The sequence below is a fragment of the Streptomyces sp. NPDC006430 genome (genome assembly GCF_040612395.1).
In the GTDB taxonomy this organism is placed as follows: Bacteria; Actinomycetota; Actinomycetes; order Streptomycetales; family Streptomycetaceae; genus Streptomyces.
In genome coordinates this window covers 48312-71853 of record NZ_JBEXQA010000030.1, presented here as the reverse complement: position 1 = coordinate 71853, position 23542 = coordinate 48312, and the positions used below count along the sequence as shown (strand labels likewise).

16 protein-coding genes are annotated in these 23542 nt (G+C 71.9%); 5 read left to right on the top strand and 11 right to left on the bottom strand.

Annotation, left to right across the window (positions count from 1 at the left end; translation table 11 throughout):
- Together ABZZ20_RS30080 and ABZZ20_RS30075 are read right to left on the bottom strand one after the other, a co-directional pair.
- On the bottom strand, positions 1-806 hold an 806-nt coding region (locus tag ABZZ20_RS30080; protein WP_356874956.1), incomplete at its 3' end, for an IS1634 family transposase.
- A gap of 218 nt (positions 807-1024) precedes the next feature.
- Positions 1025-2143 carry a hypothetical protein gene (locus ABZZ20_RS30075; protein WP_356874954.1) on the bottom strand — a complete coding sequence of 373 codons (1119 nt, stop codon included), beginning with the start codon at positions 2141-2143 and terminating at the stop codon, positions 1025-1027.
- 306 nt (positions 2144-2449) lie between these two features.
- On the opposite strand from ABZZ20_RS30075, the gene ABZZ20_RS30070 reads away from it, so the two are divergent.
- Positions 2450-3502: a lytic polysaccharide monooxygenase gene (locus ABZZ20_RS30070; RefSeq protein ID WP_356874952.1), complete on the top strand. Its 1053-nt coding sequence runs from the start codon at positions 2450-2452 to the stop codon at positions 3500-3502.
- 97 nt (positions 3503-3599) lie between these two features.
- Here the strand turns inward: ABZZ20_RS30070 and ABZZ20_RS30065 are convergent, their stop codons facing one another.
- The 3 genes from ABZZ20_RS30065 to dnaE all read right to left on the bottom strand — a co-directional run bounded on the left by ABZZ20_RS30065 (position 3600) and on the right by dnaE (position 9339).
- Positions 3600-4463 carry an alpha/beta fold hydrolase gene (locus ABZZ20_RS30065; protein ID WP_356874964.1) on the bottom strand — a complete coding sequence of 288 codons (864 nt, stop codon included), beginning with the start codon at positions 4461-4463 and terminating at the stop codon, positions 3600-3602.
- 206 nt (positions 4464-4669) lie between these two features.
- On the bottom strand, positions 4670-5668 hold the full coding sequence (locus ABZZ20_RS30060) for a hypothetical protein (RefSeq protein ID WP_356874950.1): 999 nt from the start codon (positions 5666-5668) through the stop codon (positions 4670-4672).
- Complete coding sequence (gene dnaE, locus ABZZ20_RS30055) at positions 5665-9339, bottom strand: DNA polymerase III subunit alpha (RefSeq protein WP_356874948.1); 3675 nt, start codon at positions 9337-9339, stop codon at positions 5665-5667. Before dnaE ends, ABZZ20_RS30060 begins: the two co-directional genes overlap by 4 nt.
- Positions 9340-9507: 168 nt before the next feature.
- On the opposite strand from dnaE, the gene ABZZ20_RS30050 reads away from it, so the two are divergent.
- Positions 9508-10620 (top strand): DUF3533 domain-containing protein, encoded by a 1113-nt coding sequence (locus tag ABZZ20_RS30050; protein ID WP_356874946.1) that lies wholly within the window; start codon positions 9508-9510, stop codon positions 10618-10620.
- A 56-nt stretch (positions 10621-10676) separates the two neighbouring features.
- On the opposite strand, the gene adhE is transcribed toward ABZZ20_RS30050, so the two are convergent.
- From adhE to ABZZ20_RS30030, 4 genes are all read right to left on the bottom strand, one after another.
- Complete coding sequence (gene adhE, locus ABZZ20_RS30045; protein WP_356874944.1) at positions 10677-13292, bottom strand: bifunctional acetaldehyde-CoA/alcohol dehydrogenase; 2616 nt, start codon at positions 13290-13292, stop codon at positions 10677-10679.
- Positions 13293-13652: 360 nt separating this feature from the next.
- Complete coding sequence (locus ABZZ20_RS30040; RefSeq protein ID WP_356874942.1) at positions 13653-14528, bottom strand: S1 family peptidase; 876 nt, start codon at positions 14526-14528, stop codon at positions 13653-13655.
- Positions 14525-15523 (bottom strand): DUF1684 domain-containing protein, encoded by a 999-nt coding sequence (locus ABZZ20_RS30035; RefSeq protein ID WP_356874940.1) that lies wholly within the window; start codon positions 15521-15523, stop codon positions 14525-14527. The genes ABZZ20_RS30040 and ABZZ20_RS30035 overlap by 4 nt, the downstream gene beginning before the upstream one ends.
- Before the next feature lie 77 nt (positions 15524-15600).
- Positions 15601-16902, bottom strand: a complete 1302-nt coding sequence (locus ABZZ20_RS30030) for a DUF5685 family protein (protein WP_356874938.1) — start codon at positions 16900-16902, stop codon at positions 15601-15603.
- 282 nt (positions 16903-17184) lie between these two features.
- Here ABZZ20_RS30030 and sepF point away from each other — a divergent pair, with 282 nt between their 5' ends.
- A complete protein-coding gene (sepF, locus tag ABZZ20_RS30025) occupies positions 17185-17634 on the top strand; it encodes a cell division protein SepF (protein WP_356874936.1) in 450 nt (149 codons plus the stop codon).
- Positions 17635-17643: 9 nt separating this feature from the next.
- Here sepF and ABZZ20_RS30020 read toward each other — a convergent pair whose 3' ends face one another.
- Together ABZZ20_RS30020 and ABZZ20_RS30015 are read right to left on the bottom strand one after the other, a co-directional pair.
- The gene (locus ABZZ20_RS30020) at positions 17644-18849 is read right to left on the bottom strand and encodes an acyl-CoA dehydrogenase family protein (protein WP_356874934.1); all 1206 of its coding nucleotides are present in this window, start codon (positions 18847-18849) and stop codon (positions 17644-17646) included.
- Positions 18850-18992: 143 nt separating this feature from the next.
- On the bottom strand, positions 18993-20777 hold the full coding sequence (locus ABZZ20_RS30015) for an MFS transporter (RefSeq protein ID WP_356874933.1): 1785 nt from the start codon (positions 20775-20777) through the stop codon (positions 18993-18995).
- Between the two features lie 295 nt (positions 20778-21072).
- Between ABZZ20_RS30015 and ABZZ20_RS30010 the strand changes: the two genes are divergently transcribed.
- Positions 21073-22182 carry a glycosyltransferase family 39 protein gene (locus ABZZ20_RS30010; protein ID WP_356874931.1) on the top strand — a complete coding sequence of 370 codons (1110 nt, stop codon included), beginning with the start codon at positions 21073-21075 and terminating at the stop codon, positions 22180-22182.
- A gap of 260 nt (positions 22183-22442) precedes the next feature.
- Positions 22443-23522: a phosphatase PAP2 family protein gene (locus tag ABZZ20_RS30005; protein ID WP_356874929.1), complete on the top strand. Its 1080-nt coding sequence runs from the start codon at positions 22443-22445 to the stop codon at positions 23520-23522.
- Positions 23523-23542 lie beyond the last annotated feature (20 nt).

The window sequence follows — 23542 nt, the reverse complement described above, 5'->3', positions numbered from 1 at the left end:
CGGTAGACCTCGCGCTGACCGGCCGGTCTGGTCGCGTCCCGGTCCGGGACGTAGTCCACGACCCGTGCGTCTTCCAGGTTCAAGGCCGCGTAGACGTGGTCGGGGACCTTGGCGGCGGGAGCGGGGGCGACGAAGCCAACCTTCGCCTCCAGCAGGGCGGTGACGTTCGACCAGGACACCAGCTTGGAGTCCGCGACCAGCAGGAAATCGGTGCGGTCGGCCATCTTGCGCAGGGCGTTCATCGCGCCGACGACCTGGGCGACCTCGCCCGCGCCGCCGTCGTAGACGCGGTGGAAGACCGGGATCCCGCCGTCGCCGCTCACCGCGAGCCCGGCCTGGATCTGCTTCAGATCGACCCGCCGGTCCTTCGGGTGGCCGTACTTGACCTGCGGGAACTGCTCGTCCTGGTCCTCGTAGGCGCCGAACAGGGACATAGAGGTCATGTCCCAGTGAATCCGGGACACATCGATGCCGAACTCGGCGATGGCCTGCGCGCCGACCGTGCCCACCAGTTCGTCCAGGTGCGGTGCGATCGCGTCCAGCGCGCGGGCGAGCCGGTCGACGCCCAGCAGGTCCGGTGAGATGCCGAAGACCTCCTCCACCGCCCACTCCCGCGCCCAGTCGCCCACCCGCACCAGCGGCGCCGGCGCGGACAGCCGGTTCGCAACCAGCACCTCGATCACCTGGCCGTGCGTGAGGTGCGCGACATCCCGGATCGGGCACAGCTCGTCGACGATCCCCGCCACGTCCAGGCGGCGCAGAAACTCGGCAGAGGCGGGCAGAGCGCCCAGACGCCTCTCCACCACGGAGGTCAACTCCACCGCGAAACGCGGCCGGTGCACCCGTGAGCGACGCGAACGAGATATCGGCATGCCGGGTACAACGACCGGCACCCGCCAAAGTGCCGGTCACATCGTCATTTCATCCGAACTCGTCATGTGCGAAGGACCGGACTAGCCGCGGGCGAGCCGTCACCGCCCTCCGCCACCGGGTCCGGCACCGCGGCGACGGAGGGGTGGCGCACCTAGTCGACGTGGGGGACGGCGTCTCCGACGAAACGGCCGTCGTCCCCCCGGTACACGACGGCGACGTCGTACCGATCGAGCAAGGTGTACATGTCGGGCGTGGGAGCGGCCGGCAGCAGGATCACGCGCCGGGGCTCCCCTTCGTGCTCGGGCGACGTGACGTAGCGGCTGTAGTCCAGGATCTGGCCCAGGGCCATCCGTACGTCCTCGCGGGAGTTCGAGCCCTTCGCCTCGTAGAGGACGTGGTCCGTCGCGTCGTACAGGTCGGTGCGCAGGGTGGAGGTGAGGCCCTTCACCTTGATCTGGAAGGCGCCGGTCCGGTGCCCTGCAGCGTCCAGGTGCGCCTTGTACGCCTGGGTCAATTCGGCCTCGTGGCGGACCGCGACGGTGGCAGCCGTGGCAGCCCGCAGACTCAGTTTGGTGCCGAAGGCCTCGGGGACGACGAAGGTGCCGCTGGTCTCCGCGTTGGGAGCCGCCGCGCGCGAGCCGCTCCCCTTGCTCGCGCGCTGCTTGGGGAGCGGCAACCCGCCGCTCGTTGCCGGATCCGACTGGAGCATCGCCGCGGTCACGACCTGGAACGGCACGAACTCCGCGGTGGTCTCCTCGGCAGCGGGGACCACGTCCTGCACAGCAGGGGCAACCGTGTCCTCGGGACGCAGGCGGAAGACGATGACGTTCCGCTCGTGCCCGTCCTCGCCGTGGACCCGTCGCCACACGTACGGCTGCATCCCGTCCAGCGTGAAGGCCCCGAGGTAGCGGTGGGTCTTCGTATCGGTTCCGGCGAGCTTGCCGACCCGCGTGAACACGCGAAGCACCCGGTCCTGCTCCGCGTGCCGAAGGATCGCCCTGTTCCCCGAACCGGCGACGCCGTCGAAGGTCTGGTCACCGGACTTGCCCGCGCCGGTGTACTCGAAGACGAGACCCAACTCGTCCTCCTCGGCCAACCAGCCGTCGTAGTAGCCGGCTTGCTCTCCGACGTCGGGGTCCGAGTACAGGTTGACGCTGTGCATGTCCTGGGAGGCGCAGATGCCTCCCTGCCCGCTTCCCCCGAACACCGCACGGATCTCCGTGCGGGTGCGGACGTCTCCGGGGTTGATCGCCTCAACGCTAGTGGTCATGGACCGACCCTAGGTCACCGCACTGACACGCCCCCTGGTCTTCCCCGGGAGCCGGAAGACCTGAGCCAAGGGCCGGTGGAACCGCCGTTCCTGAGCCCCCTCTTACTCCCGCCTTAAGCGGATCCTAAGGATCTTCGGCGAGGGCTCGAAACGGGTGGAACTCGGGGGTCGGGGGGCTAGCTTGGCGGGGCCAGGGAGGGCCGTGGACGGCGTCGGATCCACGCGGGGCGACACCCGTACGGCCCGGTTCCGGCGCGCCCCACACCTCGTGGTCACTGCATTCACCTGCCCGAAGGAGATCCACCCATGTCCGTACGTCGCCGCACCGTGACCCGTATCGCCGCAGTCGGTCTCGCCCCGCTCGCGGTGGCCGCCTACGCCGCTGCGCCCGCGGCCGCCCACGGCTCGATGACGGACCCTGTCAGCCGGGTGGCTGCCTGCTACGCGGAAGGGCCCGAGTCACCGAAGTCCGCGGCCTGCCAGGCGGCGGTGGCGGCGAGCGGTACGCAGGCGTTCTACGACTGGAACGCGGTGAACATCGCCAACGCGGCGGGCAACCACCGGTCGTTGATCCCCAACGGCAAGCTCTGCTCCGCCGGCAACGACAAGTACCGGGGCCTGGACCTGGCCCGGGCCGACTGGCCGGCCAGTCCGATGTCCGCCGGCGCGCACACCTTCCGCTACAAGGGGACCGCCCCGCACAAGGGTTCCTTCGAGCTGTACATCACGAAGGACGGGTACGACCCGTCGAAGCCCCTGAAGTGGTCCGACCTGGAGCCGGCGCCGTTCGCGAAGGCCACCGACCCGGGCATGCAGAAGGGGGACTACGTGTTCTCCGGCAGCGTCCCGAACAAGTCCGGCCGGCACCTGATCTACAGCATCTGGCAGCGCTCGGACAGCCCGGAGGCCTTCTACACCTGTTCGGACGTGGTGTTCGGCAAGGACAACGCCGGGACCGGCGGCACCGGCGGCACCGGCGGCACCGGCGGCACCGGCGGCACCGGCAACAACGGCGGCACCACCGGCACCACCCCGAGCACCAAGCCGAGCGCCAAGCCCTCCGGCCTGCCTTCGGACGCGCCCAAGCCCCCGACGGACCAGCAGATCGCGGACGGCGAGAGCAAGTCCACGGTGGAGCACAACGGTCACGGTGACAACGACCCGAAGACGAACGGCAGCACCGCCCTCACCCCCGTCTCGACGCAGTCCCCCACCGGCACCCACCTCGCGGAGACCGGTGGCAACAGCGCCACGCCGGTGATCGCGGTTGCGGGGGCCGGCGTGCTGGCCCTCGGGGCGGCCGTGATGTTCGGTGTGGCCCGACGCCGTGCGACGGCGCCGGGCCGGTCCGACCGCTAGGGCTTTGGCCGGAAAGGTTGCCGGTGAACCTTTCCGGCCAAAGCGTTAGGACGGCCGGTTCGTTCCGTTCAGCCTCCGGACCGCCTGTGCATCGTGGTCACTCGAAGACGGATGCGCAGGTGGTCCGGGTGGCGTGCGCCGGGTCGAGGGCGTTGAGCGCCTCGTGCCAGGCGATCCGGTCGGTGAGCCCGATGGCGACGTGTTCGGAGAGGTCCAGGGGGCAGAGGTCCTGGAGCACGACGTTGTGCACGTTGGATCCGGTCCCCTGGAGGAACGCGGTCCGGTACGGCGTGACGACCTCGTCGTACTTCGTCGCGATGACCGTGTACTGGACCCCGGGGACGGTGTCCCCGCTCGCGTTCAGCTTGGTGACGAAGGCCGATCCGGCGATCTGGTCGGCCAGCCCCGGGGTCACCGAGCTGATCAGGTCCTCGGCTCCGGGGAAGTACGGGAGCAGTTGGGTGAGTCCGTCCAGGGTGGTTCCGTGGTTGTCGGGCGCGAGCCCGATGAGGGCGTTGACCTTGGGGGCGCCGCCGAGGAACTTGAGGTAGTAGTTCGGCATCATGCCGCCCTGGGAGTGGCCCACGATGTCGGTCTTGGCGGCTCCGGTGGAGGCCAGCACCTCGTCCACGAACACATCGAGCTGTTCGGCCGACTTGTCGATGGGCCCGAGCCCGTTGAAGAAGGGCACGCCGGGCAGTTGCCCGTAGTCGAGGGAGTAGACGCAGTATCCGCGGTGGACGAGGTACGGCGCGAAGCCGAGCCAGTTGTCCACGGAGTTCCCGAAGGTGCCGTGGACGAGCACGACGGGGCGGGGATGGGCGGCCGACGGCTTGCAGGACCAGTTGTTCCAGCCACTGCTGGGTGCGGAGGCGGCCTGCGCAGCGCCGGTGGGGACGACGAGGGCGGCGGCGAGGGTGAGGACGGCCAGCGGGCGGAGCAGGCGTCGCCAGGGCAGCATCATGTGATCTCCATGGGGGTGCCTCCCAGCGGTGGCCGGGGGGAGGCTCAAGGGGAATGACGTGGGGGTTCATCCCGTGATCCGGATCACAAGGGGTGCTGCTGTCGCCAAATTACGGGCGAGTAGCAAGACTTGGAAGTTACGCGTCAGTAAAAAATGTGGTCGAGCCCTGCGTACCGCCTCGGGCGGAGCGGCTCCGCGCAGGTTCAGGCCGCCTTGCGGCTGGTGGCGAAGGTGGCGGCCGGGCGGACCATGCCCGGGCCGAAGCGGGCGTTCGCCCGGTCGACGGCCGCCTCCACCGTCAGCCGGGCTTCACGGACCGGGTCCAGCGAGATCTGCCGGGACACCCGCTCGGCACCCGTGAGGTCCTCGGCGCGCAGCACCATGCCCGTCAGCCGGGCCCGTTGCAGCCCGGCCGCGTCCAGCAGGCGGTACGCCGCCGTCCGCAGGTCCTCGTCGTGCGCGGACGGCTCCGTGAGCCGCCGGGTCCGCTCCCAGCGGGTGCCGCCGGCGAACTGCAACGTCAGCGACAGGGCCCGGGCGGCCTGGCGACGGCCGCGCAGCACCGCGCCCAGCCGTACCACCAGGCCGAGGAGTACGGCCCGGGCGTGCGGGCCGTCGAGCTCGTGCCGGGTGAACCCGCTCCGGACGGCGGCCGATGCGGGCAGGTCCTTCGGGGTGACGGGGCGCGGGTCGATCCCGCGGGCGCGCTCCGCGGCCAGCCGGCCAGCCCGCTGGCCCAGGATCCGTTCGACGGTTCCCGGCGGAACGGCGGCCACCGCGCCGACCGTGTACAGCCCGTACCCGCGCAGCGCCTCCGCCTGCTTGGGGCCGATGCCGTGCAGCGCCTCCACCGGCAGCGGCCCCAGGAAGGTGTCCGTCGCACCCTCGGGCACGGCCAGGACGCCACCCGAACCCGGTACCCGCGCGGAGGCCGTCGCCGCCACCGCCCAGGTCCCGGCGACACCGATCCGTACGTCCGTGCCCAGCCGGGCTACCGCACGCAGCCGCACCAGCTCGGCGATCCGACAGGCGTCCGCGTCGAAGTACCGTCGGGCGCCGCGTACGTGCACCAGCGCCGCCCGGGGCGGCAGGGCTTGGACCGTCGGGGAGAACTCCCGCAGGAGTTCCAGGACTTCGCGGTACCCCTCCTCGGAGACCGTCGGAGCGCACCGTACGTGCAGAACGCCGTTCGGCTCGGTCATCCCGCGCTCCCCGGGCTGGAGTGCCACAGCTTGCGGCCGGTGGCGGCGCGCTCGCCGCCCGGCTGGAGGTCGGCCCACGGGTTCATCTCGTACCCGGTGGGCAGGCGGATGCGGCGCCCGGAATCGACGGACCCGGCCGCCGGCCCGGCTCCGACGCCGGACTCGGCCCCGGACCCGGACTCGGACCCGGACTCGGACCCGGACTCGGACCCGGACTCGGATGCGACGGGCAGCGGCTCCGCAAGGCGGGCCGCGACCGCGTCCAGGCCGCCCGTCGCCCGCAGTTCCACCAGCTCCGCCAGGTCCCAGGCCGCCGCGCCGACCACGCTCAGGCTCTGCGGTCCGCGTCGCTGCACGACACCCCGTACCAGCAGCAGGAACGAGTGGAAGACGGTGTGCGCGCAGGCCGCGTGGCTGTCGTCGAAGAAGGCCAGGTCGACCAGGCCCGTCCCGTCGTCCAGCGTGGTGAAGATGACCCGACGCCCCGACCGGATGGGCGGCGTCTGGGTGGCCGCCTTGGCCCCCGCGACCAGTACCGTCCGGCCGTGTTCGACCGCGCGCAGTCGGCTGGCGGGGACCGCCCCCAGCTCCGCCAGGAAGGCGTGGTGGTCCCCCATCAGGTGCCGCGAGGCGTCCATGCCGAGCACGCCCAGCTCCGCGCTGAGCCGCTCCGCTTCGTTCAGGTCGGGCAGGCCGATCGGGGCCGTCGACCGTCCGCCGTCCAGGGGGAGTTGGACGCTACCGGGCCGGGCTCCGGCCGACCGCTGCGCGCCGTGCAGCTCGGCCACGTGCAGCAGCAGGTCGCGCCGGTTGGCGCCGAAGGCGTCCAACGCCCCGACCTGGGCCAGCCGCTGGGCCACCGGTCGCCCCGGATGCGCCCGGTCCCAGAAGTCGCGCAGCGATCCGTACGGCTGTCCGTTCTCGATCCGCAGGGCCTCCGCACTGCTGATGCCGTGGACGTCGGCCAGGGCCAGCCGGAGCCCCCACACCGGCGGATTCTCGGACACCAGTTCGATACGGTGGGCCACTGCCGACCGGTTCACGTCCAGCGGCAGCACCGGCACGCCCCGCCGCCGCGCGTCCGCCAGCAGCAGACGCTTCGGGTACATCCCCGGGTCGTGCGTGAGCAACCCGGCGTAGAACGCCGCCGGATGGTGCGCCTTCAGCCACGCCGACTGGTACGTCGGCACGGCGAAGGCCACCGCGTGCGCCTTGCAGAAGCCGTACGAGCCGAAGGCCTCCACGATCTCCCAGGTGTGGCCGATCACCTCCGCCGAGTAGCCCCGTTCGGCCGCCTTCGCCGCGAACCACACCTTGATCCGCGCCTGCGACTCCGGGTCGGAGAGCCCGCGCCGCACCCGGTCCGCCTCGTCCCGTCCGCAGCCGGTCATGATGTTGACGATCTCGATGATCTGCTCGTGGAAGACCACCACCCCGTACGTCTCCCGCAGCGGCCCTTCCAGGTCCTCGTGCGGGAAGCGGACCGGGGTCCGCCCGTGCCGCGCCTCGATGAACGGCCGCACCATGTCGGCGGCGACCGGGCCGGGCCGGAACAGCGAGATGTCGACGACCAGGTCGTGGAAGGTGGCCGGCTGGAGCCGCCCCACCAGGTCGCGCTGGCCCGGCGACTCGATCTGGAAGCAGCCCAGCGTCTCGGCCGAGCGGATGAGCCCGTACGTCGCCTCGTCGCCCGGCGGCACCTGCGCCGGGTCGTCCAGGTCGAGCTCCTCCCCCGTGACGCGCCGGATCTCCGCGACCGCATGCGCCATCGCGGACTGCATCCGCACGCCCAGCACATCGAGTTTGAGCAGCCCGAGGTCCTCCACGTCGTCCTTGTCGAACTGGGACATGGGGATGGGGGCGCCTCCCGAGCCCGCGGGGCCCAGGGGGATCTCGCCGCTGGTGGGCACCACGGGGGTGCGTTCCAGCAGCGAGGCGTCGGAGAGCAGCACGCCGCACGGGTGCATGGCGATCCCGCGCGGCAGCGCGTCCAGCGCCTCGACGAGCTCCCACAGCCGCCCATGCTCCTCCCCGCGTACGTCGCGCAGCTCGGGCAGTTCGGCCAGGGCCGCGCGGGCGTCGCGGGCCCGGACGTGCGGGAAGGCCTTGGCGAGCCGGTCGATCGTGGCCGGGTCCATGGACAGGGCGGCACCGACGTCACGGATGGCGTGTCGGACCCGGTAGGTCTCGGACATGGAGACGGTGGCGACGCGCTCGGGGCCGAACCGGTCGAGGATCCGCCGGTAGACCTCCAGCCTGCGGGCGGACTCCACGTCGATGTCGATGTCGGGCAGGACGGGGCGGCGCTTGGACAGGAAGCGCTCCATCAACAGACCCTGCTCGACGGGGTCGGCGTGGGCGATGCCGAGGAGGTGGTTGACGAGGGAGCCGGCACCGGAGCCGCGTGCGGCCACCCGGATGCCCATCGCGCGTACGTCGTCGACGACTTGGGCGACCGTCAGGAAGTACGAGGCGTACCCGTGGTAGGCAATGATGTCCAGCTCGTGGTGCATCCGCTCCCAGTACGCGCGGTCGTCGGCGTATCCGCGCAGCACCATGCCGGCGGCGGCCCGGGAGGCGAGGACCCGCTGGGCGGTGCGGTGGGCCGCGCCGACGAGGTGGGCCTCCGGGAAGTGGACGGAACCCATGCCGAGGTCGTCCTCGGGGTCCACCAGGCAGGCCTCGGCGGTGCGCCGGGTCTCCGCGAGCAGCCGGCGCGCGTCGGCCGGGCGCAGACCGGCGGCCCGGGCGATCCGGTCGGCGGCCTCGGCCATGGCGCCCGGGTCCTTGAGCCAGCGTTCACCGCTGTCGAGGGAGCCCCTGGGGTCGATGGGGATCAGGCGGCGGGCCGCGTCGAGGACGTCGGCGACCGGGCCCTGACCGGGGTCGGCGTACCGGACGGCGTTGGTCAGCACGGCGGGTACGCCCTGCTCGGCGGCGAAGCCGACGGTACGGGCGGCCAGCCGCAGCGAGCCGGGGCCGGTGCCGGTGCGGCCGTGGTGGACGGCCTCCAGGCGGAGGGAGTCGCCGTAGATCTCCCGCCAGGGCGCGAGCAGTCGCGCGGCCCGGTCGGGGCGCCCGGCGGCCAGTGCCCGCCCCACCTCGGACCCGGGCCCGAGCAGGACGTACACCCCTTCACCGCGCAGGGCTCCCCAGGGCACCACGGGCGGCCCGTCGGTACGGGCTCCGGCCCGGCGGTCGGCCCCGGCCAGGCCGCCGGCGCCGGCGCCGATGCCGGTGCCCGCGTCGGCACCGATACCGCTGACCGCGTGGGCCGCCGTGACCATCCGGCACAGTTCGGCCCAGCCGACGCCGTCGCGGGCCAGGAACACGGCCCGGGGTGCGGACTCGTCCACGAAGGCTCCGCCCGTGACGGGGGTCCGCCTCCGGTAGGACGCCTCCCCGGCGGGGCGGCCCGCACCGGCTCCACCCGATCCGGCCGCCGGCGCGCCCGCGGGCGACACCGCAAGATCGACCCCGAACAACGGCCGGACGCCCGCCTTCGCGCAGGCCTTCGCGAACCGCACCGCACCCGCGAGGGTGTCGCGGTCGGTCAGGGCGAGGGCGTCCATGCCCCGCTCGGCGGCACGCTCCGCCAGCCGTTGCGGGTGTGATCCTCCGTAGCGCATGGAGAACCCCGAAACGGTGTGCAGATGCGTAAAACCAGGCACCCGCGGCCTCCTGCTCCGTTCGATCCCCCCGACACTCCTTCGGCCTCCCCGTCTCCCACCATAGAGCAATTCGAATATTCGTGCGAAACGCTTGTTCGATCATCCGCCTCTCATCCGTTCGGCCCTTCCCTGCTGCGTCCCGCTCCCGGTCCGCCGAGCGTGTGAGACATGACCCAGCCCACCTCCCCGCCTCCGCCCGCCGGGTTCCTCGCCGAGTTCAAGGACGCCGTGACCACCCGGGCCGCCCTGCTGGTCCTGGGAGTGCTGGTCCTCCAGCTCGCCTTCATCACCTCGTACATCGGGGCCTTCCACCACCCCGAACCCAGCGAGATCCCCCTCGCCGTGGCCGCCCCCGCCCGGCTCGTCGCCGAGCGGTCCGCGCAGCAGCTGCGCACCCTGCCCGGCAAGCCGCTCGACCCGCACGCGGTCGAGGACGAGGCGACCGCGCTCGCGCAGGTCGAGAACCGGGACGTGGACGGGGCGCTGGTCATCGATCCGGGCGGCACGACCGACCGGCTGCTGATCGCGAGCGGCGCGGGCGCCTCGCTCTCACAGGCACTCGAACAGGTCGTCGGCCTCACCGAGAAGGCCCGGGGCCGTAACGTCCGGGTCGTCGACGTGGCACCGGCCGCCGCGGGCGACGCGCGCGGCCTGAGCTCCTTCTACCTCGTCATCGGCTGGTGCGTCGGCGGCTACCTGTGCGCCGCGATCCTCGCGATCAGCGCCGGCGCCCGGCCCGCCAACTCCCACCGCGCCGTCATCCGGCTCGGCGCGCTGCTGCTGTACGCGATCGCCGCCGGGCTGCTCGGCACGGTGATCGCGGGCCCGGTCCTGGACGCCCTGCCCGGCGGCATCACGGCCCTGTGGGGGCTGGGCACCCTGGTCGTCTTCGCGGTCGGGGCGATCACCCTGGCCTTCCAGGAGCTGGCGGGCGTCGTCGGCATCGGCCTGGCGATCCTGCTGGTGGTGGTGCTCGGCAACCCGAGTGCGGGCGGCGCCTACCCGTACCCGCTGCTGCCGCCGTTCTGGAGCGCCATCGGCCCGGCCCTGCCGCCGGGCGCGGGTACGTACGCCGCACGCTCCTTCACGTACTTCCAGGGCAACGGCGCGGCGGGGCCGATGCTGGTGCTGGCCGCCTGGGCGGTGCTCGGCGCGGCCGTCACGGTGGCCTTGGCGTTCTTCCGCGGGGGCCGACCGGGGGTCGCGGTGGGGAGCGGACTCCCCGACGACGCGACAGCCGGTGCCGGAACCGGCACCGGCACCGGCCGGGCCGACCGGTGAACACCCCCGACGACGACGGCAACGGCCTCCCCGGTCGGCACGCCCCCCGGACCCGCTCAGCGGGCCGGCGCGCCCTCCGCGTTGCCGTAGTACGCCTGCCGCATCAGCTGCTGCATCTCGTCGATCATCGGCATCCGCGGGTTGGCGGGCGCGCACTGGTCGGCATAGGCGTTCATGGCCTGGGTCGGCAGGGCCTCGATGAAGGCCTGCTCGTCCACGCCCTCCTCGGCGAACGAGGCCGGGATCCCGCACTTGGCACGCAGTTCCTCGACGGCGCGGGCGTACGATTCGACCCCCTCGGCCGGGGTGGCGGCCGGCAGGCCCAGCAGCTTCGCGATCTCCTGGAAGCGCTCCGGGGCCCGGTAGACCTCGGCCTTCGGCCACGGGGTGGCCTTGTGCGAGACCGTGCCGTTGTGCCGGATCACGTGCGGCAGGAGCAAGGCGTTGGTGCGGCCGTGGGTGACGTGGAAGGTGTTGCCCAGGGTGTGGGCCATGGCGTGGACCAGGCCGAGGAAGGCGTTGGCGAAGGCCATGCCCGCGACCGTCGAGGCGTTGTGCATCTTCTCGCGGGCCTCGGGGTCGTTCGGGCCGTCCACCACACAGCGTTCCAGGTTGTCGAAGATGAGCTTGATGGCCTGGAGGCACAGCCCGTCGGTGTAGTCGTTGGCGTAGGAGGAGACGTACGCCTCGGTGGCGTGCGTCAGGGCGTCGAAGCCGGAGTCGGCAGTCACGGTGGCCGGCAGCCCCATCGCGAGCACGGGGTCGACGATGGCGACGTCCGGGGTCAGCGCATAGTCGGCCAGGGGGTACTTCTGGGCCGCGGCCGGGTCGGAGATCACGGCGAACGGGGTGACCTCGGAGCCGGTGCCCGAGGTGGTCGGGATGGCGACCAGCTTGGCCTTCTCCCCGAGCGAGGGGAAGGTGTAGGCGCGCTTGCGGACGTCGAAGAACTTCTCCTTGGTGTCCGCGAACTCCACCTCCGGGCGCTCGTACATCAGCCACATGATCTTTGCGGCGTCCATCGGGGAGCCGCCGCCGAGGCCGATGATCGTGTCGGGCCGGAAGTCGCGCATCAGCGCGGCGCCGGCCTGGACCGTCGACAGCTCCGGGTTGGGCTCGACGTTGTCGATGACCTGGACGACGACGGCTCCTTCGCGGGCGTGCAGGATGTCGGTGACCTTCTGGACGAAGCCGAGCTCGACCATCGTCTTGTCGGTGACGATGGAGACGCGGTTGATGCCCTTCATCTCGCCCAGGTAGCGCAGGGAGTTGCGCTCGAAGTAGATCTTCGGCGGGACCTTGAACCACTGCATGTTGGTGTTGCGCCGTCCGATCCGCTTGATGTTGATCAGGTTGACCGCGGTGACGTTGTTCGACACCGAGTTGTGGCCGTACGAGCCGCAGCCGAGGGTCAGGGAGGGGAGGAAGGCGTTGTAGACGTCGCCGATCCCTCCGAAGGTGGAGGGCGAGTTGGCGATGATGCGGATCGCCTTGACCTTCCGGCCGAACTCCTCGACCAGCCGCTCGTCCTCGGCGTGGATGGCGGCGCTGTGGCCCAGGCCGTTGAACTCGACCATGGCGGCGGCCAGTTCGAGGCCGTGCTCGGCGTCGGAGGACTTCAGCACGGCCAGCACCGGGGAGAGCTTCTCGCGGGTCAGCGGTTCGCCGTCGCCGACCTCGTTGCACTCGGCGAGGAGGAGGGAGGTCTCGGCGGGGACGGTGAATCCGGCCTGCTCGGCGATCCACCGGGGGGACTTGCCGACGACCGCCGGGTTCAGCTTGGCGCCGGCGCAGTCGGCCGCGCAGGCCGTCGTACCGAAAATGTACTGCTCCAGCTTGGCCTTCTCCGCGGTGGTGACCACGTGGGCGCCGAGCCGCCGGAACTCGGCGAGGCCCTTCTCGTAGATCTCCTGGTCGAGGATGACGGCCTGCTCGGAGGCGCAGATCATGCCGTGGTCGAAGGCCTTGGAGAGCACGATGTCGTGGATCGCGCGTTCGAGCTTGGCGCTCTTGTGGACGTACGCGGGGACGTTGCCGGCACCGACGCCCAGGGCGGGCTTGCCGCACGAGTAGGCGGCCTTCACCATCGCGTTGCCGCCGGTGGCCAGGATGGTGGAGACGCCCGGGTGGTTCATGAGGGCGCCGGTGGCCTCCATGGAGGGCTGTTCGACCCACTGGACGCAGTCGGCGGGGGCGCCAGCGGCCACGGCGGCGTCGCGGACGATGCGGGCGGCCTCGGCCGAGCACTGCTGGGCGGAGGGGTGGAAGGCGAAGACGATCGGGTTGCGGGTCTTCAGGGCGATCAGCGCCTTGAAGATCGTGGTCGAGGTCGGGTTGGTCACCGGGGTCATCGCGCAGACGACGCCGACGGGCTCGGCGATCTCGGTGATGCCGTTCAGCTCGTCGCGGTGGATGACGCCCGCGGTCTTCAGACCGCGCATCGAGTTCACGACGTGCTCGCAGGCGAAGAGGTTCTTGACGGCCTTGTCCTCGAAGAGGCCCCGGCCCGTCTCCTCGACGGCCAGCCGGGCGAGTTCGCCGTGCGCGCTCAGGGCGGCCAGCGAGGCCTTCTTGACGATGTGGTCGACCTGCTCCTGGTCGAGGGCCTCGAACTGGTCGAGCGCCTTCAGTGCCCGCTGGACCAGTCCGTCCACCATCTCGTTCGCCTGCATGGCAGGAACTCCTTCACATCGACGCGACCGGAACCGCTTTCCTGATGTCTCAATTCGACACCCGAAAGCGGAAGCAGCCGCGCTGAGAAGGCCCCCTTCCGCCGGGCCGAAGGTCCCTTCATCTGTGCCCACTCGCCCGGGACAGGGGGTCCGACCTGCGCATACGGGGAAGGGACGAAGCCTGCGGGCTTCTTGTGAAATCGTTCACAAGAAGCCGCTCCGGCAGCACCCGGGCCACATCAGGGCCCGCCCCACCCGGTCGCGTCAACAGCGGGCCCCCGCCCGAGGGTCCTTCTTTCGGGCGGGGGCTCACGATCGTGCCGTGTGCGGTCCGGACGGCTTCCATCCGTCCGGAGACGGTCAGTACACGCTCACGCCGTACGCGTTGAGGGCCTCGACGACCGGCTGGAAGAAGGTGGTCCCACCCGAGGTGCAGTCGCCGCTGCCGCCGGAGGTGAGGCCGACCGCGCGGGTGCCGGAGTAGAGCGGGCCGCCGCTGTCGCCGGGCTCGGCACAGACGTTGGTGCGGATCATGCCGTAGACGATGTCGCCGCCGCCGTAGTTGACGGTGGCGTTGAGGCCGGTCACCGAGCCGCTGTGGGTGCCGGTGGTGGAGCCGCGCCGGGTCACGGACATGCCGACGGTGGCGTTGACGGCGCTGGTGATGTCCTGACTGCCGACGGTGCCGGCGTGGGCGAGGGAGGTGTTGTCGTAGCGGACGAGGCCGTAGTCGTTGTTCGGGAAGCTGGAGCCCACGGTCGCGCCGATCGTGGTGGTGTGCGAGGAGTTCGTCCACCAGGTGCCGGCGCCGTCGGTGCAGTGGCCGGCGGTGAGCACGTAGTACGTGCTGCCGCTGCGGACGTTGAAGCCGAGCGAGCAGCGCCAGCCCGAGGTGTAGATGGCGTCGCCGCCGGAGATCAGCTTGCGCAGCGTGCCGGGGGTGCGTTCGATGCGCAGGGCCGCAGCGTCGGCTCCGGCCTCCTTGCGGATCTTGGCGATGTCCGCGGCGGAGACGGTGGAGTCCGCGGTGACCACGAGGGTTCCGCTGGCGGGGTCGGTGTACCAGGCGGTGCCGGCGACGTCGGCGCGCTGGACGGAGGCGCTGGCCGCTGCGAGCCGTGCAGCGCTGAAGCCGCTGTCGGCGCTCGCGGCGGTGGGTGCGGCGAGCCCGGCGACGGCTGCCAGGCCGGCGGCCAGCGCGAGCAGCCGGGTACGGGTGATGCTCTTGATCCTCACTTCTCGTCCTCCCGGGAGGGATCGGGGGCCCGGCGGACGTGGGGGCGCCGGAGCCCGTGAGGCGCAGCCGGGGGTACGGCGGGCGCACAGGTTTTCGTCGTGCCCCTGACAAGCCCCCGGAAAGGCGCTGTCGGGAGTGTCTCGGCGTCAGATACGGGCGACAAGGGCATCTTTCGGCCTCCGCCCGCCCGCCGCCACCTCGAAGGGCAGGGTGCTCCGGGGCGGCGGGAACGGGCGGATGAAGCGGTCCGCGAAGGCGCAGGGGGCAGGAGGCCCCAGTGGGGGTCGAGGGTGATCGCGCCTTCCTCGACGTCCGGAACACCGGGCTTGAGGAACCGGAAGCGGTAGCTCGAACCCCCTCCGATGGCATCGCCGATCACGGCCCGGAGGCTGTCGTCGTCCTCGTCGACGGCGGCCCGGGGGGTGTGCCCGGCGCCCCGGTGCGCGAAGCCCGGCTCGCTGCCGGGGCCGAGCTCGCGCTCGCCCCCGTCGGCGTTCGCGACCTGGACGATCCGGTCCTCGCCGTACGGGCCGCGGAGCCCCGGCAGCGCGAAGTCCGGGTCGTACGGGACCACCTCGATGCCGGCGAAGGTCAGGCGCGCCTCGGCAGCGGGGTCGAAGGCCCGTACCGCACGCTCCCCCTCGCGCCGGATCACAAGGATCCGGACGTCCCCGGCAGCGGCGAGCCGGGAGTGCGCGGGCGGAGCCTCGTGGGCGGCCAGGACGGCGTCACCGGCGAACGGCTCACCGTCGGGGCTGGGGCCGTCCTCGGCGAAGGCGGTCAGGACCACCCCGGCCTCGGTGGGGCGCCGGCGCCCCGGAACGGCCGGAATTCGCTCTTCCGAGTGATCGGAGATCCTGGGGGTCCCCGCGGACGAAGTCCGGGGAAGGGTGCCGACGAGGGAGAGGGGGCCGCAGGGGGCGGGCACGACCGCCACCCGGTGCTCGTGCCGTTTCCGCCAGGCGGACTTCGGATCATCTGCGTCATCGCTCATGCCGCTCACCCCTTCCACACGGACCCGGGCGGGAACCTTCCTGTAAGCCGTCCGGACCATGGAGAACTGAAAGGGCTTCAGCAGTCGCAGCCGCAGTCGCAGCCGTCGCAGCAGCAGCCGTCGCAATTGCAGCAGTCGCAGCCGCTGCAGTCGGGACAGCAATTGCCGCAGTCGCAGGCTTCGCACCAGGCGTCCCGCTTCTTGCGGGACCACGGGCCCTCGTGCTCGGCGCAACACAACTGGCAGGTGCAGAACAGGCCGAGGGCCACCGCGCAGCCCGCGAGCAACCCGCGGCGCGGCTTCTGCGGAGGCAGGCCGCCACCGGGACCCCCGGGCGGGCCGGGTATCCAGGGGCCGCCGGGCCCGCCCGCACCGCCGCCGTACGGGTTGCCCCCCTGAGGGTCCCCGCCCTGATCCCCGTACGGGGAGCCGCCGTACGGGGAACCCTGGCCCGGGCCGTAGCCCTGCGGCGGAGCCCCGAAGCCGCCCTGCCCGGCGGCGTTCGTGCCCACGTGCCCGCAGCCGGTGACCCCGAAGGCCCGGTCGACCGAGGTCCTCAGTTCGTGCACCAGCAGCCGGTGGGCAAGCCCCGCGTCCGCGAACTCGACCTCGCGCAGCGCCAGCCTGATGCCGTGCAGGGCGTCGTCACACAGCCGCCGGGCCTCGGCGAGCGGGGTTCCGGTGGCCGTCAGCGGGTTCCAGGCGCCCGCCGCAGCGTCCGCAGCCCGGTCCTCCACGGCGTCCAGCAGGTGTGCGAGTCGCCCGAAGTAGCGCCCCGCCTCGGCGAGCGCGGTGGCGTTGCCTGGCCGTCCGGCCAGCTGCGCGGTATGGGCGAAGGCGGCGGCCGTCGCGGTCTCCGTGGGCTCGGTGACCACGAGCACCGAGGTGCCGGGACCGGCCAACGTCTCGATCCCGGCCTGCCGGTCCACGGCGTCCACGAGGACCGCCGTGTCGAAGCCGAGCGAGGCCCCGGTGCGGGCGCCGGCGCGGTCCCAGCCACGGGCCACCTTGCGCGCGGCGGCGGCGATCGGCGCACGGGCCAACAGCCCGTCCCGGTCCGCCACGTGGTCCCGTACCTTCGCCGAGGCGAGCACGAGCGAGACGGCAGCCGCCAGTCGCGCGCCCTCGCCCTTGGCCACCGCGGCCGTCCGCATCCCGCGCAGCGGACAGGGGCCGGCGGTACGCCGGGAGCCGGGAGCCGGTCCCGACTGAGCCTCCGTCAGAACGGAGACGAGCAGACCGTCGTAGTTGGTGACGATCCGGGCGAACTGCCCGTGGTCCCCGCGAAGTGCCAGGCACAGCCCGCAGAGATGGGCCATCCACTCCGCCTTGAACCGCTCCCCCAGCCGGTGCGTGCAGGGTCTGACGATGCCGAACAAACTGGTCCCCCGTGTGTCATGCGCGTGCGTGGGAGGCATCGTATCGAGCCGGATCGTTCACCCGTACGTCCCCATCTGCCACCCGGACGGCGGCTGCGGTCGTATTTTCACTCAGACAGCAGTGGTATCCACCAGGAACCTTGACGGGGCAACGGATGTTCTGCACCAGTACCGTCACGAAACCCCTGCGCGGCGACTATCCACTTGGCGCGTTGTCAGCATCATGGACGACCATAGGGGCAGCGGAGAGAAGACAACCGACCGCGATGAAAGGAGGCGTCCATGGGTTCGGTACGCAAGGCGAGTGCCTGGTTGGGTCTCGTGGAGGACAACGACGACGAGCGTTACTACGACGACGACTACGCGGAGGCCGCCCAGGGTTCCGTCTCGGGACCGGGCGACCAGTGGGTCACCGACCCCCGGGTCAGGGTCGCGTCGGACTCGGCCGTCGAGCAGGGCCGACGTATCGCGACCGTCACCCCGGACGGCTTCCGTGACGCGCGCGGCATCGGCGAGCTGTTCCGCGAGGGCGTCCCGGTGATCGTGAACCTGTCGTCCATGGACCCGGCCGACGCCAAGCGCGTGGTCGACTTCGCGGCCGGCCTGACTTTCGGCCTGCGCGGTTCTATCGAACGGGTGGCGACCAGGGTCTTCCTGTTGACCCCGGCCGACACCCAGATCGTGAACGGCGAGCCCGCCGGCCGCTCGCGCGACTTCTTCAACCAGAGCTGAGCAGGGCGATCACCGGAAGGCGTCGAGCCCGGTGAGCGCCTTGCCCAGCACCAACTGGTGCATCTCGACGGTGCCCTCGTAAGTGAGCACCGATTCCAGGTTGGTGGCGTGCCGCATGACGGGGTATTCCAGGGAGATCCCGTTGGCGCCGAGGATGGTCCGCGCGGTGCGGCAGATCTCGATGGCCTCGCGGACGTTGTTCAGCTTGCCGAAACTGATCTGCTCCGGCCGCAGGGTGCCCGCGTCCATCCGCCGGCCCAGGTGGTGGGCGAGCAGAATGCCCTTGTGGAGTTCCAGTGCCATGTCGGCGAGCTTGGCCTGAGTGAGCTGGAAGCCGCCGATGGGCTTGCCGAACTGCTCCCGCGTCCGCGCGTAGTCGAGCGCGGCCTCGAAGCTGGCGCGCGCCGCTCCCATGGACCCCCACACGATCCCGTACCGCGCGTGGCTGAGGCAGCCCAGCGGACCCTTGAGCCCGGTGACGCCCGGAAGCACCGCGTCCGCGGGCAGTCGTACGTCGTCCATGACCAGCTCGCTGGTGACCGAGGCGCGCAGCGACCACTTGTGCTTGATCTCGGGCGCCGAGAAACCCGCGGCATCGGTGGGTACGGCGAAGCCGCGGATCCCTTCGTCGGTCTGCGCCCACACCACGGCGACGGACGCCACGCTGCCGTTGGTGATCCACATCTTGCGACCGTTCAGCACCCAGTCGGCGCCGTCGCGCTTCGCGTACGTCCGCATGGCAGCGGGGTCGGACCCGACGTCGGGCTCGGTCAGCCCGAAGCAGCCGATCAGCTCGCCGGCCGCCATGCCGGGGAGCCAGCGCTGCTTCTGCTCCTCGGAGCCGTACTTCCAGATCGCGTACATGGCGAGCGACCCCTGCACGGAGACGAGGGACCGGATGCCGGAGTCGGCGGCCTCCAGCTCCAGGCAGGCGAGCCCGTACTGCACGGCACTGGCGCCGGCGCAGCCGTACCCCTGGAGGGACATCCCGAGCGCCCCCAGCGCGCCGAGCTCGCGGGCGAGCTCCCGGATGCCGGGCAGCTCGCCGCTCTCGTACCAGTCGGCGACGTACGGGAGCACGCGGTCCGCGGCCCAGTCGCGGACGGTGTCGCGGATGGCGAGGTCCTCGGGGGCGAGGAGCTCGTCGAGCCCGAGCGGATCGGTGGGTACGAAGGGCGTTCTCGACGCGGACACGAAGGGCCTCCCGGCGCGCATGAAGTCATGGCTAGCGCTGCTAGTTTGTCCCGGCCTCCGCCCGTGGTCCACCCCCGCCCTCACGGGCCCCACCGCATTCGGGACCCGCGGTAGCTGGGGAGGGCCCTGGAGCCGGCCCCGACCAGGGCGCCGCACACGTGCGGTCAGCCGGCGCGGCCGGGGACCGCCGTGTCGCGGTCCGGCGTCATCGCCGCGGCCGGGATGCGGAGAGCGTCCGGGCCCGCCTGCGCGGGGAGCCGTACGGGCTCGGTTCCGCCCTCGGCGGAGTCCTGGCACTCCATGACCCGCGGCAACTTCAGCGCCATCAGGGCCCCCGCCAGCAGCAGCCCGGCGCTGACCACGAGCGTGACGTGCAGCCCGTGCACGAACGAGTGCCGCGCCGCGGCGTACAGCGACTCCCCCGCGGCGCCCCCGAGGGAAGCCGCGATCTGGTACGCCTCGCCCAGGGAGTTCGCGGCGCCCGCCGCGTCCGAGGACGACACGCCGGGCACATGCAGGAGCCCCGGCGCATAGGCCGCGTTCATGACGCTGCCGAGCAGCGCGATGCCCATCCCCGCGCCCAGCTGGTACGAGGTCTCGCCTATGGAGGCGGCCCCACCCGCCGTGTCCGCCGGAGCCTCGCTCAGCATCGACTCGTACGCCGCGAACAGCGTGGTCTGCAGCCCGAAGCCGAGCAGGATGAACCCGACCGTGAGCAGGAGGGGCCGGTCGTGCTGCCCCATGAACGTCAGCAGCAGCACGGCGAAGGCCGTCAGCACGAACCCCAGCGACACCATCGTGCGCGGCCCGATCCGGGCCAGCGTGTACGACCCGGTGGCTCCGGCGGCCATGGCCGCGAAGGTGAGCGGCAGCAGCCGCAGCCCCGTTTCCAGCGGGCTGAGGTGCAGGACGAGCTGGAGGTACTGGACCGCGATCAGTTCGAGCCCGACCAGCGCCAGCATGGCGAGGACGATGCACCCGACGGACGTGGAGAAGGCGGCGCGCGAGAACATCCGCATGTCGATGAGCGGGTGCGTGCGCCGCCTCTGCCGCCGTACGAAAAGGACCAGCAGCGCCGCGCCGAACAGCAGCGGCACCAACGCCTCGGGGTCGAGGAGCACGCGTTCCGCGCCGATCCGCTTGACCCCGAGGACCACGCCGAGCACACCGCCGGCGGCCATCAGCGCGCCGAGCACGTCCCAGGGTCCGTCGCAGGCTCCCTTGGACTCCGGCAGCAGCCAGCGCCCGAGCGGCAGGATCAGGGCCATCAGCGGGATGTTGATCAGGAAGACCGAGCCCCACCAGAAGTGCTGGACCAGGAAACCGCCGAGGACCGGCCCACTGGCCGCGCCGATGGCTGCCACGGCGGTCCAGATCCCGATGGCGAGGGCCCGCTCGCGCCGGTCCGGGAAGACCTGCCGCAGGATCGACAGGGTGGCGGGCATGATCATCGCACCGCCGATGCCGAGCAGGGCGCGGGCGGCGATGAGGACCTGGGCGTTGTCGGCGAGGGCGGCCAGCGCGGAGGCCGCGCCGAAGAGCCCGTAGCCGAGCAGGAGTATGCGGCGGCGGCCGACCCGGTCGCCGAGGGTGCCGAAGAGGATCAGCAGGGACGCACAGACCAGCGGGTAGGCATCGACGATCCACAGCAGTTCGATCGAGCCGGGGCGCAGGTCCTCGGTGACGGAGGGGACGGCGACGTGCAGGATCGTCGCGTCCAGCGCGACGAGGACCAGGCTGACGCAGAGCACCGCGAGGACGACCCAGCGGTTGGCCCCGCCAGAGATGGCGTGCAGCCTCCCCCGGACTCCGTCCGGGGACGTTCCCTGCCGGAGGGACGACGTCTCGGTGACGGCGGTGCCGCGCTCTGCGGTCCCGCGGTCAGCGGTCCTGCGGTCGGCGGTCCTGCGGTCGGCGGTCCTGCGGTCGGCCGCGTTCGTCCCCGACATGCATGTACCTCCCAGATGATCGCTCGCACTCGGCGGACCAGCGTGGTGCGGAGCCACGGTGGTGGTGCGCCGCGGCGTCCTACGGGGTCCGGCATCGACACGCGAGTGAAGGGTCAGCGTACGCGAGTTCGCTTGTCAGACACGTGGTCAAGCTCTCATCGCGGCGGCGACCGCGGTGTGGTGTGCGCCACTCGACCCACCCCGCCCTCCCCCACCCTTCCCCCGCGTACACGCACGGTCACGACCCGTGGTTCTGCACCGGAGGCACGCCCCGGCGCCACCGATAATCATGCCCGTGGAAGATCTTGGATTTCGCCGGGCCGCGCCCGCCCTGGCCGTCTTCGCAACGGTCCGGCTCCTCGGGCTGACCGTGCTCGCGGCCTGGGGGGCAGTGGTCGGCAGCAGCCCGCACACGCTGCTGTCGGCGCGCTGGGACTCGCTCTGGTACGCCCGCATCGCCGCGGAGGGCTACGGGTACGAGGTGGCCCTCCCGAACGGGGACGTCCACTCGAACCTGGCCTTCTTCCCGCTGCTGCCCTGGCTGGAGCGGCTGGTCGCAGCGCCGACCGGGCTGTCGTACGGCTCCGCGGGCCTGGTGGTCTCGGCAGTGGCCGGGCTCGCGGCGGCCTGGGGGATCTTCGCGATCGGCGATCACCTCTACGGGCGCCGAGCAGGCGTGTTCGCCGTCGGAGTCTGGGCCGCGCTGCCCGTCGGCATCGTGCAGTCCATGGCGTACAGCGAGTCGCTGTTCACGGCACTGGCCGCATGGGCCCTGTACGCGACCCTGCGCGGCCGGTGGCTGACGGCCGGTCTGCTCGCGGCCGGGGCGGGTCTGACCCGCCCGGTCGGCGCCGCGGTCGTGGCCGCGGTGTGGGTGGCGGCGGCCCTGGCCGGGCGGCGCGGGGAACGGTCCTGGCGGATGGCGGCAGGGGCCGCACTGGCCCCGATGGGGGCGGCGGCGTACGTCCTGTGGGTCGGGGCGCGGACCGGTGGCGGGCTGCTCGGCTACCTGGACGTGCAGGGCGGTTGGGGCAACGGCTTCGACGGCGGCTGGGCCTTCGCCCGGTTCGTCGGGGCGAAGCTGGCCTCGTCCGCCGTCCTGGCCGGGGTCGGGCTCGTCGCGGGTGTCGTCCTGGTGCTGTGGCTGTACTGGCTGTGCCTGCGGCAGCGGCAGCCGGCCGCCCTGCTGGTGTACTGCGGGATCGTCGTGGCGCTGGCGCTGTGCGCGTCGGGGTACTTCGGCTCCAAACCCCGGCTGCTGCTGCCAGCGTTCCCCCTGCTGCTCCCGGCGGCGGTGGCGCTGGCCCGGTCGCGGACGGGGCGAGCGGTCGTGGTGCTGGGGGCGGTGGCACTGGCCTCGGCGACGTACGGGGCCTTCTGGCTGAACGGTTCGGGGCCCCCGTAGCGGCCGGAGTCGGATCGGTCCGGCACCCGGATCACGGAATGGATCATTCCGATCCATGTTTGAGCAAAGTAATTGAGCTGTACCGATAAAGCACCGCTAAGTGTGCGAAACAATGGCCAGGCCAATGGATCAATACGGCTCCAACTAATGCTGAAATCCGGCGAATTAAGTCCCGCGTGAGACCAACTCCACATCACATGGTCATCACAAACCGCGCGATTCGACCGGGCCGCCCATCGGCGCGCGGTAACGTCGATTGAGTGCGTACCGACCAAATCCTGACCCGTCTGGAGCGGGTCTTCGCCCGGCTGGACCGGGAACCAGAGCGACCGGCTCATCTGCAAACGCCGCAGATGAGCCGGCACCGCGTCGTGCTCCTCGGATCGACCCTCGCGTTCTACCTCGCGATCGTGGTGGCCGTCCTGACCACGTCCTGGCTCGTCCGCCTGGACTGGCAGGTCATGTTCTTCCGCCCCTACGAACAGTGGCCGCAGCTGCACGCCTTCCTCGACTACCTCGTGGTCCTGGGCCAGCGCGGACCCACCGCGGTCATGGTCGCCGCATGGCTCGGCTGGCGCTCCTGGCGGCAGCACACCCTCCGCCCGCTGATCACCCTCGGCGTGGCGCTGCTGCTGCTCAACATCACCGTCGGCGCCGTCAAGCTCGGCCTCGGCCGGCTCGGCCCGCACTACGCCACCCGCATCGGCTCCGCCGAACTCTTCGCCGGCGGCGATATATTTCCTTCCGGCCACACCGCCAATGCCGTCGTGACCTGGGGAATCCTGGCCTACCTGGCCTCCACCACGGTCACCCGGCGGGTGCTGTCCGTGGTGTCCGCCGTCGTCTCCCTGAGCGTCGGTGCCACCACCGTGTACCTCGGCACCCACTGGGTCAGCGACGTGCTGCTCGGCTGGTCCGCGGGCCTGCTGATCATGCTGGCGCTGCCCTGGTTCGAGCCGCTGATCGCCGGCGCCGAAGCACGGGTCTTCGAGCTGCGCGAGCGGCTGCGCCGCCGCCTGGAAGTCGGGAACGTCCCCGCGCCGGTCGCCGGTGTGCTCACCCCGTTGCTCTCCGCGGGCGGCAAGTGGCAGCTCGTACCCGCCGCCCGGACCGTCGACCCCGAGGAGCCCGCCGCCCCGCCCGCCGCGGCGACCACGCCGGCAACCACCGGCCCCGGGCACACCCCGGCGTCCCGGCCCGCCGCACACCTGTCCGGCCGACCGCATCTGATCAGGTCCGAGCGGACCCCGGTCACGCCCGTCGGCAGCCGCCGTCCGGCCCACACCGAGCGGCCCGCCACCGCGGCACGGGCCGCGGCCCGGCCGGCCACCGGCGGCTGAGCCGCAGCTTCCCGTACGGG

Excerpts from the sequence above, each read along its gene's own strand:
- ABZZ20_RS30075 (WP_356874954.1), bottom strand. The coding sequence starts at position 2,143 with ATGACCACTAGCGTTGAGGCGATCAACCCCGGAGACGTCCGCACCCGC.
- ABZZ20_RS30070 (WP_356874952.1), top strand. The coding sequence starts at position 2,450 with ATGTCCGTACGTCGCCGCACCGTGACCCGTATCGCCGCAGTCGGTCTC.
- ABZZ20_RS30065 (WP_356874964.1), bottom strand. The coding sequence starts at position 4,463 with ATGCTGCCCTGGCGACGCCTGCTCCGCCCGCTGGCCGTCCTCACCCTC.
- ABZZ20_RS30060 (WP_356874950.1), bottom strand. The coding sequence starts at position 5,668 with ATGACCGAGCCGAACGGCGTTCTGCACGTACGGTGCGCTCCGACGGTC.
- ABZZ20_RS30050 (WP_356874946.1), top strand. The coding sequence starts at position 9,508 with ATGACCCAGCCCACCTCCCCGCCTCCGCCCGCCGGGTTCCTCGCCGAG.
- adhE (WP_356874944.1), bottom strand. The coding sequence starts at position 13,292 with ATGCAGGCGAACGAGATGGTGGACGGACTGGTCCAGCGGGCACTGAAG.
- ABZZ20_RS30035 (WP_356874940.1), bottom strand. The coding sequence starts at position 15,523 with ATGAGCGATGACGCAGATGATCCGAAGTCCGCCTGGCGGAAACGGCAC.
- sepF (WP_356874936.1), top strand. The coding sequence starts at position 17,185 with ATGGGTTCGGTACGCAAGGCGAGTGCCTGGTTGGGTCTCGTGGAGGAC.
- ABZZ20_RS30020 (WP_356874934.1), bottom strand. The coding sequence starts at position 18,849 with ATGCGCGCCGGGAGGCCCTTCGTGTCCGCGTCGAGAACGCCCTTCGTA.
- ABZZ20_RS30015 (WP_356874933.1), bottom strand. The coding sequence starts at position 20,777 with ATGTCGGGGACGAACGCGGCCGACCGCAGGACCGCCGACCGCAGGACC.